Annotated in this window: 20 protein-coding genes; 4 read left to right on the forward strand and 16 right to left on the reverse strand. The window is 43.8% G+C overall.

The genetic code is table 11. From position 1 onward, the window contains the following. Window positions 1-37: 37 nt before the first annotated feature. Together AACZ73_RS21630 and AACZ73_RS21635 are read right to left on the reverse strand one after the other, a co-directional pair. Window positions 38-187, reverse strand: a complete 150-nt coding sequence (locus AACZ73_RS21630; RefSeq protein ID WP_339880966.1) for a metal-sensing transcriptional repressor — start codon at window positions 185-187, stop codon at window positions 38-40. A gap of 64 nt (window positions 188-251) precedes the next feature. Next, on the reverse strand, window positions 252-524 hold the full coding sequence (locus AACZ73_RS21635) for a thioredoxin family protein (RefSeq protein ID WP_233753812.1): 273 nt from the start codon (window positions 522-524) through the stop codon (window positions 252-254). A gap of 197 nt (window positions 525-721) precedes the next feature. On the opposite strand from AACZ73_RS21635, the gene rhuM reads away from it, so the two are divergent. The 4 genes from rhuM to AACZ73_RS21655 are packed head-to-tail and all read left to right on the forward strand — an operon-like array spanning window position 722 to window position 2,609. Next, window positions 722-898 carry a RhuM family protein gene (rhuM, locus tag AACZ73_RS21640; protein WP_233753811.1) on the forward strand — a complete coding sequence of 59 codons (177 nt, stop codon included), beginning with the start codon at window positions 722-724 and terminating at the stop codon, window positions 896-898. A 6-nt stretch (window positions 899-904) separates the two neighbouring features. Next, entirely contained in the window at window positions 905-1,078 is a 174-nt protein-coding gene (locus AACZ73_RS21645) for a hypothetical protein (protein WP_339870266.1), read from the forward strand. A gap of 38 nt (window positions 1,079-1,116) precedes the next feature. Continuing rightward, the gene (locus AACZ73_RS21650) at window positions 1,117-1,755 is read left to right on the forward strand and encodes a hypothetical protein (RefSeq protein WP_339880967.1); all 639 of its coding nucleotides are present in this window, start codon (window positions 1,117-1,119) and stop codon (window positions 1,753-1,755) included. Next, window positions 1,752-2,609, forward strand: a complete 858-nt coding sequence (locus AACZ73_RS21655; RefSeq protein ID WP_339880968.1) for a nucleotidyl transferase AbiEii/AbiGii toxin family protein — start codon at window positions 1,752-1,754, stop codon at window positions 2,607-2,609. Before AACZ73_RS21650 ends, AACZ73_RS21655 begins: the two co-directional genes overlap by 4 nt. 49 nt (window positions 2,610-2,658) lie before the next feature. Here the strand turns inward: AACZ73_RS21655 and AACZ73_RS21660 are convergent, their stop codons facing one another. The 14 genes from AACZ73_RS21660 to AACZ73_RS21725 are packed head-to-tail and all read right to left on the reverse strand — an operon-like array spanning window position 2,659 to window position 13,609. Continuing rightward, window positions 2,659-2,943, reverse strand: a complete 285-nt coding sequence (locus AACZ73_RS21660; RefSeq protein ID WP_339870263.1) for a hypothetical protein — start codon at window positions 2,941-2,943, stop codon at window positions 2,659-2,661. 11 nt (window positions 2,944-2,954) lie between these two features. Then, window positions 2,955-3,212 carry a DNA-binding protein gene (locus AACZ73_RS21665; RefSeq protein WP_339870262.1) on the reverse strand — a complete coding sequence of 86 codons (258 nt, stop codon included), beginning with the start codon at window positions 3,210-3,212 and terminating at the stop codon, window positions 2,955-2,957. A 27-nt stretch (window positions 3,213-3,239) separates the two neighbouring features. Next, entirely contained in the window at window positions 3,240-3,548 is a 309-nt protein-coding gene (locus AACZ73_RS21670; protein WP_339880969.1) for a hypothetical protein, read from the reverse strand. Between the two features lie 11 nt (window positions 3,549-3,559). Then, a complete protein-coding gene (locus AACZ73_RS21675; RefSeq protein ID WP_339880970.1) occupies window positions 3,560-4,339 on the reverse strand; it encodes a hypothetical protein in 780 nt (259 codons plus the stop codon). 60 nt (window positions 4,340-4,399) lie between these two features. After that, on the reverse strand, window positions 4,400-5,239 hold the full coding sequence (gene traN, locus AACZ73_RS21680) for a conjugative transposon protein TraN (RefSeq protein ID WP_339880971.1): 840 nt from the start codon (window positions 5,237-5,239) through the stop codon (window positions 4,400-4,402). A gap of 29 nt (window positions 5,240-5,268) precedes the next feature. Continuing rightward, window positions 5,269-6,558 carry a conjugative transposon protein TraM gene (traM, locus tag AACZ73_RS21685; protein ID WP_339880972.1) on the reverse strand — a complete coding sequence of 430 codons (1,290 nt, stop codon included), beginning with the start codon at window positions 6,556-6,558 and terminating at the stop codon, window positions 5,269-5,271. Window positions 6,559-6,560: 2 nt separating this feature from the next. Next, complete coding sequence (gene traK, locus AACZ73_RS21690; RefSeq protein ID WP_339880973.1) at window positions 6,561-7,178, reverse strand: conjugative transposon protein TraK; 618 nt, start codon at window positions 7,176-7,178, stop codon at window positions 6,561-6,563. Between the two features lie 11 nt (window positions 7,179-7,189). Then, entirely contained in the window at window positions 7,190-8,407 is a 1,218-nt protein-coding gene (traJ, locus tag AACZ73_RS21695; protein WP_339880974.1) for a conjugative transposon protein TraJ, read from the reverse strand. A gap of 14 nt (window positions 8,408-8,421) precedes the next feature. Next, window positions 8,422-9,060 carry a TerB family tellurite resistance protein gene (locus tag AACZ73_RS21700; protein ID WP_339880975.1) on the reverse strand — a complete coding sequence of 213 codons (639 nt, stop codon included), beginning with the start codon at window positions 9,058-9,060 and terminating at the stop codon, window positions 8,422-8,424. 7 nt (window positions 9,061-9,067) lie between these two features. Continuing rightward, entirely contained in the window at window positions 9,068-9,715 is a 648-nt protein-coding gene (locus AACZ73_RS21705; protein ID WP_339880976.1) for a hypothetical protein, read from the reverse strand. Between the two features lie 27 nt (window positions 9,716-9,742). After that, window positions 9,743-10,447, reverse strand: a complete 705-nt coding sequence (locus AACZ73_RS21710; protein WP_339880977.1) for a conjugal transfer protein TraI — start codon at window positions 10,445-10,447, stop codon at window positions 9,743-9,745. Between the two features lie 24 nt (window positions 10,448-10,471). Further along, window positions 10,472-12,931 carry a TraG family conjugative transposon ATPase gene (locus AACZ73_RS21715; RefSeq protein ID WP_339880978.1) on the reverse strand — a complete coding sequence of 820 codons (2,460 nt, stop codon included), beginning with the start codon at window positions 12,929-12,931 and terminating at the stop codon, window positions 10,472-10,474. A gap of 50 nt (window positions 12,932-12,981) precedes the next feature. After that, on the reverse strand, window positions 12,982-13,311 hold the full coding sequence (locus tag AACZ73_RS21720) for a DUF4133 domain-containing protein (protein ID WP_339880979.1): 330 nt from the start codon (window positions 13,309-13,311) through the stop codon (window positions 12,982-12,984). A gap of 28 nt (window positions 13,312-13,339) precedes the next feature. Continuing rightward, a complete protein-coding gene (locus AACZ73_RS21725; RefSeq protein ID WP_339881032.1) occupies window positions 13,340-13,609 on the reverse strand; it encodes a DUF4134 domain-containing protein in 270 nt (89 codons plus the stop codon). Window positions 13,610-13,624 lie beyond the last annotated feature (15 nt).

Below are 13,624 nucleotides of genomic sequence, written 5' to 3' on the forward strand. Positions count from 1 at the left end.
CGAGGGGTCAGTTTAAATCGTCAGCCGGGGGTCAACTTCATCGTTTTTTGCAGTTGATCGCTTTAAACTGGTTTAATATTTGGGCAGGGTCATTGCTTTCGTCAAGCATTTTTATTATTCCTACAACCTGACCTTTAATGCTATTTAGTCGGTCTTTAAGATCTTTTGTCAAATCTCTTGGCAACATATTAATTAAGTTAAAAACCACCCAGACTCCATTATTTGCAAGTTGGGTGGTAATGGTTAATAAATTAAATAGCTTTACCGATACCTGCTGCTGCTAATTCTTCCTTACTTACGCCTCTGCTCTGACAGCAAGCAAGTAATTTTCCATTAACTGCAATCGCTGGTAGGGAAGTAATATTATACTCTTTCATTTTTTCAATACAGACTTTGTCGTCACATTGTTTAACAAGGTCGTAAACGGTTACTTCACAAGAGTCGCAAGCCATTTCTTTTACTGTTTTTACAGTTGGTTCACATACCGGACACCCGGCTGTAAATACTTCAATTTGTCGTTTCATTGTTTTACGTTTTTAATGATTAATATTAATTACGCTACAAAGATGTGTCAGGTCAGGGGGTGGTCGCCAAATTTTTTTTTCAAATTCTTTTTTTAAGCTTGTGGCGTTGGCAAATATTCAGCCTCTTTTGGTTTTCAGCATTTGCCGTGAGTTTCGGGAAAATCATATGTGTCTGAATATGCGGTCAGCGTCCTACAATGAGGCATAACTTGGATATAATAGTCGCCGTCGATTACCGAGTTTATTCCAAAAGAGGCACACAATTCCGTCAATGGGTAACCCAACGAATTAAAGATTTCCTCGTTCAGGGCTATGCAATTAATGAACAGAGACTTTCTCAGGAGCAACAAGTAGTCCAGAACTTGAAAGACTGAATCAGGATGTTAAGCCGGGCAATTGAGCAAAAGGCCCTGGATCAAAACTTGGAGTGGCTCAATCAATTTGCTATGGGGCTTGAGTTACTGGATGGTTATGATCATGAGAATCTGGATAAAACCCGTGTTAATCTAATTAAACAAGATGGCTTTAGTTATTGTCAAATTTTTATTAAATAATCGGATTATTTCCGATTCTTGAGCTATATTGTGACAGTATGGAGTTTAAAGATCTTTTATCTGAGTACCAAGAAGAACCACTAACGAGGCAGGTTATTTTGTCGCTATTGAAGAACTATAAGCGGCCTAATGATAAAATATCTGAATTGATAAAGGCCAGATGGCTGATTGGTTTGAAAAATGGCTTGTATGTTCCAGGGCCAAAAAGTAAACTGTTGTTGCCTGAATCCCTTCTTATTGCAAATCACCTGTGGGGGCCAAGTTATGTTTCTATGGAATCAGCCCTTTCATACTGGGGATTTATACCTGAACGGGTCTATGAAACCACTTCAGTGACAGTTAAACCTACTAAGACATTCAAGACTGAACTTGGGAGATTTAGCTATAAGCGCACTTCGTTGCCTTATTATTCTTTTGGTATCAGAACGGTTGATGTTACTCCAAAGCAGGCAGTGATGATTGCATCACCTGAAAAGGCTATTTGTGACAAAATTGTTATGACAAGTAGACTGAATTTGAGAAGTATAAAACAAGCAATGGGATTTTTAACAGAGGACATAAGAATTGACGAAGACATAATTCGAGGTTTGAAAGTAGATGTGATCGAAACCTGGATTTCTGATGCTCCAAAACAAAACAGCCTACTCATGCTCATCAAAACAATCCGAAATTTATGATAAAGGAGTGGCTAGCCGAATATGATCCCAAATCACAGGATGAGGCATTCTCAGCTTTACGTGAAATCATGCAGGAGGTAGCTTTGGCAGGACTGCAGCGTGCGGGTTTTTTTGAGAAAGCCGCATTTTATGGAGGAACGGCATTACGGATTTTTTATGGACTGGAAAGATTTTCTGAAGATCTTGACTTTTCACTGTTGGAAGTTGATCCTGAATTTTCACTGGATATTTACTTTGAAGCTATTATCACGGAATTTGACGCTCTTGGGATGAAGGTCACAATTGCTGAAAAGAAAAAGCAGAAAGAGTCAAGTATAGATTCCGCTTTTCTCAAATCCGCAACTGTTTGGAAAGAGTTGGTATTGGAAGGTATCATCCCCCAATCAGGTGTTAAATTGATGCCTAGTATAAAGATTAAATTGGAAGTTGACAGACTTCCACCTTTAGGTTTTGAAACTGAGGAGAAATTGCTGTTGCGCCCATTTTCTTTCTATGTTAAATGTTTTACGCCTCCAAGTTTATTTGCAGGCAAAATGCATGCATTGCTTTTCAGAAAATGGCAAAAAAGAGTGAAGGGGAGGGATTGGTATGATCTGGAATGGTATATCAAAAAGGGAGTTCCTTTAGATCTTTCCCATTTTCTACTTAGGGCAATAGACACGGGCGATTGGCAGGGAAAATCAATTACAAAAGAGCAGGTTTTAGAACTTTTAAGAGACAAAATCCGAAGCGTAGACTTTACTGGTATTCGGGAAGATGTAATCCGATTTATCCAAGATGATTCATCATTATCAATCTGGAGTCCGCAATATTTTACAGACCTCATAGAAAGTTTGAAATTCAAGGAGGGATAAGTTGGTCTTTATTACTTTGAAGTAATTTCATTTGAAACAGCTAAAATGTTTACATTGGTTTTAGCTTGACCTCACTCCCAAGTTTCGGGTGATAGGAAGGCCGATAATCCACCATCCCACGGTCTTTTAACTCACTAATGCAGCTATGATACGTTACGATACTTTTTATCCCTGAAAGTTTCATGATCTTTCGTCGCGATATCTGAAAAGGATTACTGTGTTTCTGTTCTTTCCAGAGTTGGAGAATCGCCAAATAAACTGAAATCCGACTTGGCTGCAGTCCTTTTTCTTTAACGATCTTTTCCACCCAATATTCCATTTTGAGAGCTGTCATAAGTCGCAGATTTATTGTTTGAAAAGTGATTTCAGCTCTTCGCTTTTGTAGTAATATAGCCCCGAGATTTTGACAGGATGCACTACTCCGCGGATGCGTAAGTTCTGCAAGGCTGCATCGGAGATGCTCAGCATTTTTTTGACATCCCTACTTCTTAGCCATTCCTTGCTGTCCGTTTGGGGTTCATCCTGTTTTTCTAGCAGTTCTTTCAGGTCGGCAAACAGCTGAAAGCGTAGAGTTTCCAGATCTTCTTTGGTGATAGTTTCCATGGTTTTCTGTTTTTAGATGGTCTAGATTTAGTTTTGGACAGTTTCTTCTTTGGAGGATAGGCTTACTTTGCTTTGACTCATCCGGTTGAAAGTAGGCAGGTAGTGTATGTAGCCGTATTCGTGGAGTTGGCGGATGATCTTAAAGTATGTGGCTGTGCTGGATATTTTGGCTGATTTCATCAGCTCGTCCCGCTTGATGGGAAAGGGTTCTTCACCATCAAATTCTTCCCGTACATGGAGCAGCACGGAGAACAGCCCGATATGGGACAGACTGATCCTTGGATCTTTATCAATCCCGGACATAAAGTTCTCCAGTGCTTTTTTTATCTGCTCCATCTTGGGGTGAATCAACCGGCTATTCCTGCACTTTTTCTTTTTCTAGTTTTCTTCGAGGGTAAATCATCCGACTCCTCAGCGACATCCTTTTTCTCGGATTTAGACTGGTATGCTGAGGCGTTTTCTTTCTGTGATTCTGAAGTCCTCATCTGGTTGGAGTCATACACGTTGAGGTTCTTGAATTGGGGACTTGCTTCTATAAAGCGTTTTTGCTCACCGCCTTCCAGTTGGAATGTGACCGATTGGCGGTTTCCTTTTTTAAGTGAATCCTGCAGCCTGGATAGATCCTCAGGGTTATTAAGCTCCTTGATCGGGTGTTTTTCCAGCGCTTTATTCAGGTCAAAACCATAATTTTCATGGAACTGCTTGAGTTTAAAGTTTCCCTGATTATCGGTTTCCTTAAAGTCCAACTGCACCCAGGCATTGTATTTTTCCTGCTCCTTGTTGACCAGGTCCTTGTTGACTGCCCTTCCATCCAAGAGATTATAGCCCTCTTTGAGGGTGATGTTGTTGTCCTTTCCGATGTAAAAAGTCTGGTTGATGGCAGGTTCATCCTGCCCTGATTTGGTGAGGCTCAGATCGTACTTGTTGAAGAAATACATATCTGTCATGGCTGATTTTCTGAAGTGGAGATTGGCATTGACCGTATCTCCTCCGAAATCAGCCTGATGTTTAAGCGAGAAATCAGGTTCTCCTTTTTGGATCTGTTCCTTCAGGGGCGCTTCCAGCGAATCTCCGAACCCGCTGTACTTGACCTGGTTTTTGAGGTAATCAAAATTTTGCTCGTTCATGGTTTTTGTGTTTTGTGGTTAAAGTTTAGGTATGTGAAATGTGTTGAATTTGCTTGATATCTAGTCCACCTGCATGGCGTTCATCAGGTATCGGTTTTTTACTTTGATCTGCAGATGACGTCCTCCGTTTTGTTCCATCAGTTCAATTTTCAGGTGCTTTTGATCAGGAATGGTGAATTTGGGTAGTACAACAACCAAAACTTGGGTGGATTGGGCAGGGATGCGCTCTGCATTCCCATAAACCAAGAGTGGAGACTGTTCCAGCTCCTGGGATGCGCTGCGTTTGCTTTGCCTATTGTCCAGGATAAACAGTCGAAACTGCTCGATGTCGTAGGTGATATTGGTCTGGTTTTCCAGCCTGAGCTGAAAGTAGAGCAGGTCCTTTTCAATGTAAATTCCGGTCAGAGCAACCCCTGTCAAAAACCTCCGCTGGCGGAGGGCGGGCATGGACCTGTTTTTTGTGGCAACTTTTCTTGCTGTCTCTGCCAGTTCAGATTCTGCCTGAATCTGATTCCCAAAATCTGCCAAGTCTGAATTACCTGTTTGCAGGATTCTCAGATTGAGCTTTTGCGGGACTTCTTGGTACTCCACCGCAAAGGAATAGAAGCTGCCGTCCTCAGTTATTACCGTAAGATTGCTGTTCTGCAATTCACTGTTTTCAGCTTTGACCTGTAGGATGTTTTCAACAGCACTGGCTTTCTGGACCAGAATGTTCCGGTTTCCCCGGTCCACGCTTTTTATTGCATAGGGAAAAATCAGGTTGGTGGTCATCTGATCGCTGATTTGGAGCTGGGAGGCAGGAATGGTCTGTGAGGAACCTCTGGAAATACCCTGTGCTTTTAAATCAACAGTAGTAAGCAGAACCAAAGCTGCAAATAGAATGAGATGGGTAATTTTCATGTGATTAGATTTAAGGGGTCGGGGAATAATTACTTGTTTTCAACAATCCAGACCTGATAGCCTGCTTTGAGATTTACTTTGACCTGTCTGATCTTTTTGCCCAGAAAGCTTTTTGCGGTTTCGATTCCTGCACTGGTAGCTTGGGCTTCAAGGGAATTGTCAAAGCTGCTAAAGCCCAGTCCCTGTAAGGCCTGACTTCCTGATTGTGTGCTGACTTCCTGGGAAATGGAACCGGGAATCCGTATTCCTTCCATGCCGTCGGCATCATGGATGCGGAGATCTACTGGAATAATAGCATCGGATAGCCGGATATGGCGGATGGAAATCTTCAGCCGGTCTCCGTTCAAAGAAGCTATCCCATACACCAGCTGGTCTTTGGGGAGTAAGTTGCCTGCGATGTTGGTTTCTTGGGTTAACCGCAACCTGACCGTTTCTCCGGAAGCCAGTGTCTGTTCTTCATGGATTACCGCCTGGATTGATTGGGAGACCTTGGGTTCTGTTTCATTGGTTTCCAATCCAAAGAAGCCGTTTTGGGCTAGGCTTTCATTTTGAATTTCATTCGGTGATGAGTTATGCAGACTTGTGGATTGGGGGTTGGAAACTGGTGAAATGACTGGGGTTTGATCTGATAAAGTTGCTTTTCGTTCTGCTTCAGCCCGTTGCTGCACCCGCTCTGGATGCTGGATGTCGAGAATCTTGTCCAGCAGTTCTGCCATATGCTGAAATTCGGGATCTGGCTGAGCGTTTGTACTCTGCATCTGCTGCATCATTTGATCCAGCCGGTCCAGATCCGCATCCAATCCTGAGTTTGATTGCATTGAAGCAGTACTGACTTCATCAGGATAAGCAGCTGCTGTAGTCACGGGTTCAGGACTTTCAGAAAGGGTTTTGTTGAGTGCTTCCAGTCTTTCCAGTATCAATTCTTCCTGGGTATCACTGTACAGGTTATTGGAAAGGTGTTGATTAGATCTAGGTTCTATCTCTTGTGATTCCAGTGATGGATTGGTCCCCTTTTCTGTTTCGGCATTGAATGCCATCCTGTAATAAGGGTCTTTTTTGACTTCCTGAAAGTATCGGCTGGAGTCGGTATAGGAGCGCTGGTAATGCCCCATTTTATCAAGGGATTTTTCCCCTGCTTCTGTTATTCCTGGAAGCTCCAGATTAAAGCCTTTCTGCTTTTCGCCAACAGGTAAATCACCCGGATTTTTGCCTCCTCCCAATGCCCAAAAGGTCAGGGTCAGGAAGGGCACAGTCAGGATTGGGATCATGAGCAGCTGCTGTCGCTTTTGCCGGAATTTTTGGTTGTTTGAATGGTTCATAACTATCGTGTTTGGATTTGGATGTCATAATTTTCAAGGGTAGTCCAGTTTTCAATGAGGAATCCATGGGGATTGTGCCCGCTTCTGGAGACAGTTCTTAAGTAGCCTTCTGTGATCAGTTGCCTGGTGACAATGGATCCGGTTCTGGTAAGAACCTGCTTGCCGTAGTACCTGAAATAGTAAGGGGTTTCCTCTAGGTCCACCTGCACACTGTCAGTCTGGATTTCCTGGCTGATATTTCCTGCAATGATGTTGGAGTAGTAATTGCTTTCCCGCAGGTTATCGTATTGCCTTTTAGCGGAAGCATCAGCCAAGTAAAGGGCTTTGGTAGTATTGGCTTTGATTACAATATCATCGGGGTCCAGCGTGAAGAAATACCGGTGGAAAGTTGAAATATGGTCTTTGGCCTCAACAGAAAGGTTGTCTCTTCTGTCAGTCAACAAAGCTTCCAGAACTTTCCCATTGGCCAGGATATATACCTTTTGCTGCAATCCGGCAGTCAGTTGCTGGCTTTGGTAAAGGGTAAACCCGGAAAAGAGTAGGCATCCGATGATTACAGCCAATGTGAACAGCCGGATTTGACGGAAGGCAGTATCGATATTTTTTGGTTTGGTAAACATGGGTCGTAGAATTAAGAGTTGCCTTTAAGTTTTCCGGATTGATAATCGCTATCCTCCTTGAAATAACCGGAAGAGGTGCCACGGGAGGCCATGGATTGGTTCATTCTTCCTGCCTTATCCCCATAGGAATCTGTGGACATGCTAGATCCTTTGGTAGCCATTCCAGCTGCGGTTCCAGCCATAGAAACTGTGCTGATTGCACCTTGGGTGAAAAAGCTGGATGCTTTATGAGGAAGTGCTCCGCCTGATGCAGCATGGACAATGTAGTTGGCTACGGATGGGACTGAGAAATAGCCGATGATACCGATCACCAAAAAGATCAGATATCCTGTATCTGTGGCTGAAAAGAAGGTGTCCCCAGTGCTTTCGATTTGTCCTATGTCCAGCACCAGCATTTTTTCCTGTATAGTGCTGATGATAGCACCGAAGATATTCGCCACAGGTAGCCAGAGGTAAATGTTGATGTATCTGGCTAGCCAGACAGTCAATGTGTGATGGAAGCCGTCATAGACGGATAGACCAAAAACCAATGGTCCTAGAATAGATAGAACAATCAGTTGAAAGGTTCTCAAGGTATTGATACAAAGCGCTGCTGCTTCAAAGAGCAGTTGTAAAATTTCTGCAAGAGCTTGCTTGATCCAGTGATTGAAGTTGAAACTCCATTTTGCACCTTCAAATTCTAATTTGCTGCTGAGGGATTCCCACCAGGATTTACCTGAATCACTTCCCTCAGGTAATCCTTCGGTATATTTGAGCCATTTTTCATAATCTCCTTCGTGGTGATTGTTGCGGAACATCACTCCCTGAATGGTTCCTTTGACAAGCTCTTCTTTGTGTTTTAACAGATTCTCGATTGCCAGATTGGAATTGTCCACCATGGCTGCTGTGGCGGTGACGGTTGGGTTCATAACCCCGTTGATCAGGGATAAAACTGAGGGGAAAAGAAGAATGCAAAAGCCAATGACAAAGGGGCGGAACAGCGGGTAGAAATCGACGGGTTCCGCATTGGCAATAGACCGCCAGACTCTGGAGGCGATATACCATAAGGCACCAAACCCAGCTATTCCCTGTGCCACGCTGATCAACTGGCTGCACAGCGGCATCATTTCGGTATATAGCTCTTCCAATACTCCATGCAGTCCCCTGTCATAGCCCACCTGGGCATGGGAAGTCAGTGGAATAAGGAAGGAGAATAGAATGATAGTGATGGATTTAAGAAGTGCTTTCATGATGCATGGTAGGCTTAATTGTCGCTTTTTTGGTAGAGGTTCCAGATTCCATCCAGCTCCTGCTTGACCGTGGATCGGCTGATAGCCAGTAGCTGGGTTTCCTGGTTGAATGCGGTCAGGAATATCAGCTTGTCCTGGATATCCAGATGGATGCGATCTATGGCTTCCAGCCGTTCTTCATCGGACATTCGAAGTTTTCCGGCAGTCAAAACCAGCGTCAATTCATCCAGCTGTTGCAGGCTCTTTTTAAATAGATTTCCATAAACCTGGGACATGTAGGATATTTCATTTACTGTAAACTGGTCTGATGCCTTGAAGTCGGAAAATGCCCGTTTGTAATCCCTGACCAGCTTTAACTGATAGCCGATGATTTCTGCTGTTTTGTGGTAGTTTTTGACAGCAGGACTGACCTGAAGGAGATTATTGAGGAAGGTTTCATGCAAGTTGAAGTTTCCCGATGCCAGGTTTTCAATCTGGGAATAGCCTGTCCTCAGGGTGGTGTACCCTTTTTCCAGATCTGAAAGGATCTGCTTGAGCTGTTCGAGTTTGGTGACGTTGAGCAGGAGCTGGGCAGCCTCGTCGGCCTGGGCATTGGAGTTCTGAAGTCCAAGTGACAGGTATATCGGAAGTAAGAAAATTAGGAATGGTTTCATTGCTGGCTTAGTCTTGGAATGGGAGAAATAGACTTTTCTGATGTTCGATTGCCCGGGATTCATGCTGCCGGGAAAGGCTTAGATTATGGCAGTTCTGGTAAAACCGGATGGTATAGCTATGGGCTTCCTGCATCTGTTTATGGATTTGGTTGAGTTGGTCCATCCGGTCAGAATCACTGAGATTCAAATGATCCTTCTCCAGCAGGGTTTGGAGCTCAGCCAGTATATCATCGCAGTCAGTAGCAATGGACTGAAGCACATGCCGGATGGTTTTTTCTTCTGAAGCTGTAAACCGGTTTTCCAGAAATAGCCTGCTCGGAATCTGCAGTGTCAGTTGCCTGGTTTTTGAATAAAGGGCGACTGTTTCCATTGCCTGTGGATGGTTTTTGACCTGTGGATTGACTGCAGAAAATGAGCTGAAATAAGTTTCATGCTGTGCGTAATCACCGTTCTGAATGGTATGCACCAAACCCAATCCTTTGGATGCTACTTCATAGCCTTCTTTGAGTACCGCTCCATAGGCTTTCAAGGCAATGAGCTGCTCTGCCAAATACTTCTTTTGGGTATCTTTCTGCTTCCACCATTCATTCCAAGTTTGGGCATGGGAAGGCAGGGAAATGCTTGCCAGATAGAAAATGAGAATCAGTCGTTTCATGTTTTTGGAGTTTAATTGGGTGCTGCTTTAGCGGGTGATTCCGTAGAGGTATTGAATCTGGTTGATCTCCTTGGTGTTTTCAGCCCGTTGCAGACTGAGCTGCCCGTTGCTAAGGTTGAAAGCAATGAGATCCTGATAGTTTTGGTCCACCCTATTTGCGGTTTCATTGATCAGAGCGAGTCGTTCCCCTTCACTCATCTGTAGGGTAAAGGATTTGACCAAGAGGGCCATCTGGTCCAGGTTTTCCACCGTGGTTACCAAAATGCCAGCATAGACCCTAGCCATGTATTCTTTTTCCGATAGGGTGAAATGCCCGTCCTGCTGGATGACTGCCCAGACTTTTTTGTATTCTGATACGATCAGGGCCTGCTTCTGGGAGATATCTTTGATCCGCTGAAATCCTGAAATGGCTGATTTGACAGTCTGCAATTCGTTGAAATACTTCTGGTATAACTCCCGCTGTTTTTCGGTCCAATTGGCGATTTGTTCCAGCTTGAGTTTGGATAGCGTGTTTTCCAGAACCTTTTGGGCATTCTGCATCCAGAGCACTTTGTTTTGCTCGCGTTGGATCTTCAGATCCATGGCAACAATGACTTTCTTCACACCGGCTTTGATGATTTCAAGGATGGCCAACGGAACTGCTGCTTCACTCTGCCTTGGGGATAGTGTAAGGAAGGAGCACAGCAGGGTCAGAATCAGGCTTCTACTGAGTATGCTTTTGTAGTTCTTCATAAGTGAATGGTTTAGTATTGAGGGTTAAGTAGTTGATTCAGCACAAAGGGCTGCAATTCCCTTTTGGATGGAGCCGAAGCGTTCAGCGTATTCCATGACTCTTATCTTTTCTGTTTCCTCGGTGGTATAAGCCAGGTATTCTTCTTTGGACACTTCGGTCCGATACACTTTGGAAAGTGTGCCTCCCAGACTGATAAATACTTCCTTGTACTTGCGTTTTGGGTCATTTGCTTTATTCACAGAAAGCACCATAGCCCGTTCCTTATCGGTAAGTCCAAGGAGTTGCTGTATCTGGTCAAACTTGTTTTGGTATTTGGACTGATCGAGTAGGATTTTACAGTCACTGTTGTTGATAATTGCCTGCTTTACCACAGGAGAGCTGATAATGTCCTCTACTTCCTGAGTGACCACTATGGCTTCTCCATAGAATTTTCGGACAGTTTTGAACAGGTATTTGATGTATTCGGCCATACCTTCCTTGGCAATGGCTTTCCATGCCTCTTCGATCAGAATCAGTTTGCGAATGCCTTTGAGCTTGCGCATTTTGTTGATAAAAACTTCCATGATAATGATAGTCACCACGGGGAAGAGGATGGGATGATCTTTGATATTGTCCAACTCAAAGACGATGAAGCGTTCCTGAAGCAAGTCAAGATTTTCGGTGGCGTTTAAGAGGTAATCGAATTCTCCTCCTTTGTAATAGGGGCGCAGTACATAGAGGAAATTTCCAATGTCAAAATCCTTTTCCTTAACCTGTTCGGATGTGAGTGTATCCTGAAAGTCCGATTGCAGGTAATCATAAAAACTATTGAAGCAGGGGAATAGGCTAGGGTTGATATGCAACTTTTCGTAGTAGCCTTTTAATGCATTAGAAAGGGCAACGTATTCACTGCGTCTGAACGTCTCATTGTCTTTTTTCCAAAGGGCAAGCAGGAGGGTTTTGATGCTTTCTTTCTTTTCTGTGTCCAGTTGATCTTCTTTAGCGATGAAGAATGGGTTGAAGCGGATAGGTTTTTTCTCATCATAGGTAAAATAGTAGCCCTTGACCATATCGCATAAGCCTTTGTAGGAATGTCCCACATCCACCAAGACCACATGGGTGCCTTGCTCGTAATAACTTCGGATCAGGTGGTTGGTGAAAAAGGACTTACCTGAACCACTAGGGCCGAGGATGAATTTGTTTCGGTTGGTACAGATGCCTCTTTTCACAGGTTCATCTGAGAGATCCACATGAATTGGCCTTCCTGTTTGGCGGTCACCCAACCGGATGCCAAAGGGACTAATAGAACTTCGGTAGCCCGTTTCCAAATTGAGGAAGCAACTTGCCTGTTCGATAAATGTGTCAAAACTATCATTTATGGGGAAATCAGCGCTGTTTCCGGGTATTCCTGCCCAAAAGAGTTGTGGTGCTCCGACGGTTTCCTCCTTTACAGAGGCGTCCATTTGGGAAAAGGCGGAACTTACCTTCTTTTTGATTTCTGGAAGTTGATTTGGGTCTTCAGTCCAAGCCAGAATATTGAAATGTGCCTTGATAGGAATCCGTTGCTGGCTGATGGCTTCATTGAGGAAATCGTTAGTTGAATCCCGTGCTATGGCATTTTCCCTGCTATAGTTGGCCAGGGATTGAAGCCGTAGCCGTTTGGACTCAAGCTCTTTGAGAGTTTTCTGGGTGTCACAGGTAAAAATGTACTGATTGTAGATATGGTTGCAGGGGAGCAACTGGCCTAAGGTGGAAACAAATCCAACACTGAATTTGCTGGTGTCGGTGCTGTATTTATCGTAATTGATACGGCTGCCACATAGCATAGGGAGATCATCCGGCTCGCTAAGACTGAAGAGTCTGCAGGATTTATTTCCTATCTGTAAGCTGGGTTTGAAACTGATATCTGATATCCAGTTAGCTTTTTTATCCCCTTCCAAACTGCAATATTTTTCCAAAACTCCCACCTGGGTGGCGTTGCTACATAGCGAATCCTCTTTCAACCTGCTGAGGCCAACAAATCCGCTATCAGTTAGGATACGTTCAAACTGTCCGCATGCATCCAAGAAATTGGGAAGTGCCTGGGCTAAGTTCAGCTCTTCAGGTATAATATGAGAGCGGAGTAAGGTGGATAACATACTGCTGGATAGCTTTCTGTTTTTGGGTTTTAGGGTAAGAAACAGGTAACAGGAATGATCTAGAAAGGGTCTTTCGTGAAAAAAATGCTCGCTGCTTCTGTTCAGAAAACTCTGTTTGTCTTTGCTGAAATTTGCCTGATGACTGCATTCTGTAAACCAATCCTGTTTATGGAGAATACTGTTTTTAGGAAGGGTTTTAATTGCTTTGACCCAGGCCTGATGAAATGTTTCATAATCCCGGTTACTGAGCGTAAATATTTCAGGAAGGATAGCCTCATAGGCGATAGTGATATCTCCCATTTTGGATATGATACAGTCCTGTTCTACACTAAGAATGGGAAAATGCTTTTCTAGTAATCGTTCCATGGGAATCGCTGATTGGGGATTAAGGATTGCTTTAGTTTTGTATGATGCGATTATTTGCTAGTGGTTCTCAGCTTACAGAAAACCCCTCTAGATTTGATGCGGATTGCATGGGGAACTTGGCGATAGCCAAGTTTTTTGCTTAATCCATGTTCACCATAAGTCTTACTGAGCCGGTAGATTTGGACGACCAATAGGATTCCTGACATACCCACTAAGCCAAGACAGATAAAGGGATTGATTCCCAGAATATATAGAATGGCAAAAAGGGTAAGTAGTGCCAGCACACCTGCGCCGAGGTACCAGATGTACTGGGCTTTTAATCCCTTGAATTCAATGGGTTTGTTGATCCCCTTATTGATTTTGTAGATGCTGTTGGACATGGTCTTGGTGATTTAGGAAGATGTTTGACTAGACTCCAAAGAAGGATTGGATGACAGTGGCTACTACCACTAGGAACACACAGCTTCCAAACCAGGCAGCAGCAACTTTTCCGGTATCAGGATCTCCGGCATTCCATTTTTGATAGACTTTGACTGCCCCGATCAGTCCGAGAATGGCACCGATGGCATACATCAGACTGGTGCCTGCTGCGAAGTAACTTCTGACCTGACGGTCTGCTTCGGCTATTCCTGCCAATCCATCCTGAGCTTTTGCGGTAAGTGTAGATAAGCATAGCATTAGGACAGATAGTCC

Source organism: uncultured Algoriphagus sp., assembly GCF_963974835.1.
In the GTDB taxonomy this organism is placed as follows: Bacteria; Bacteroidota; Bacteroidia; order Cytophagales; family Cyclobacteriaceae; genus Algoriphagus.

Bases quoted from the DNA above. Each gene is read 5' to 3' on its own strand.
- AACZ73_RS21630 (WP_339880966.1), bottom strand. From the start codon at position 187: ATGTTGCCAAGAGATTTGACAAAAGATCTTAAAGACCGACTAAATAGC.
- AACZ73_RS21635 (WP_233753812.1), bottom strand. From the start codon at position 524: ATGAAACGACAAATTGAAGTATTTACAGCCGGGTGTCCGGTATGTGAA.
- rhuM (WP_233753811.1), top strand. From the start codon at position 722: ATGAGGCATAACTTGGATATAATAGTCGCCGTCGATTACCGAGTTTAT.
- AACZ73_RS21645 (WP_339870266.1), top strand. From the start codon at position 905: ATGTTAAGCCGGGCAATTGAGCAAAAGGCCCTGGATCAAAACTTGGAG.
- AACZ73_RS21650 (WP_339880967.1), top strand. From the start codon at position 1,117: ATGGAGTTTAAAGATCTTTTATCTGAGTACCAAGAAGAACCACTAACG.
- AACZ73_RS21655 (WP_339880968.1), top strand. From the start codon at position 1,752: ATGATAAAGGAGTGGCTAGCCGAATATGATCCCAAATCACAGGATGAG.
- AACZ73_RS21660 (WP_339870263.1), bottom strand. From the start codon at position 2,943: ATGACAGCTCTCAAAATGGAATATTGGGTGGAAAAGATCGTTAAAGAA.
- AACZ73_RS21665 (WP_339870262.1), bottom strand. From the start codon at position 3,212: ATGGAAACTATCACCAAAGAAGATCTGGAAACTCTACGCTTTCAGCTG.
- AACZ73_RS21670 (WP_339880969.1), bottom strand. From the start codon at position 3,548: ATGGAGCAGATAAAAAAAGCACTGGAGAACTTTATGTCCGGGATTGAT.
- AACZ73_RS21675 (WP_339880970.1), bottom strand. From the start codon at position 4,339: ATGAACGAGCAAAATTTTGATTACCTCAAAAACCAGGTCAAGTACAGC.
- traN (WP_339880971.1), bottom strand. From the start codon at position 5,239: ATGAAAATTACCCATCTCATTCTATTTGCAGCTTTGGTTCTGCTTACT.
- traM (WP_339880972.1), bottom strand. From the start codon at position 6,558: ATGAACCATTCAAACAACCAAAAATTCCGGCAAAAGCGACAGCAGCTG.
- traK (WP_339880973.1), bottom strand. From the start codon at position 7,178: ATGTTTACCAAACCAAAAAATATCGATACTGCCTTCCGTCAAATCCGG.
- traJ (WP_339880974.1), bottom strand. From the start codon at position 8,407: ATGAAAGCACTTCTTAAATCCATCACTATCATTCTATTCTCCTTCCTT.
- AACZ73_RS21700 (WP_339880975.1), bottom strand. From the start codon at position 9,060: ATGAAACCATTCCTAATTTTCTTACTTCCGATATACCTGTCACTTGGA.
- AACZ73_RS21705 (WP_339880976.1), bottom strand. From the start codon at position 9,715: ATGAAACGACTGATTCTCATTTTCTATCTGGCAAGCATTTCCCTGCCT.
- AACZ73_RS21710 (WP_339880977.1), bottom strand. From the start codon at position 10,447: ATGAAGAACTACAAAAGCATACTCAGTAGAAGCCTGATTCTGACCCTG.
- AACZ73_RS21715 (WP_339880978.1), bottom strand. From the start codon at position 12,931: ATGGAACGATTACTAGAAAAGCATTTTCCCATTCTTAGTGTAGAACAG.
- AACZ73_RS21720 (WP_339880979.1), bottom strand. From the start codon at position 13,311: ATGTCCAACAGCATCTACAAAATCAATAAGGGGATCAACAAACCCATT.
- AACZ73_RS21725 (WP_339881032.1), bottom strand. From the start codon at position 13,609: ATGCTATGCTTATCTACACTTACCGCAAAAGCTCAGGATGGATTGGCA.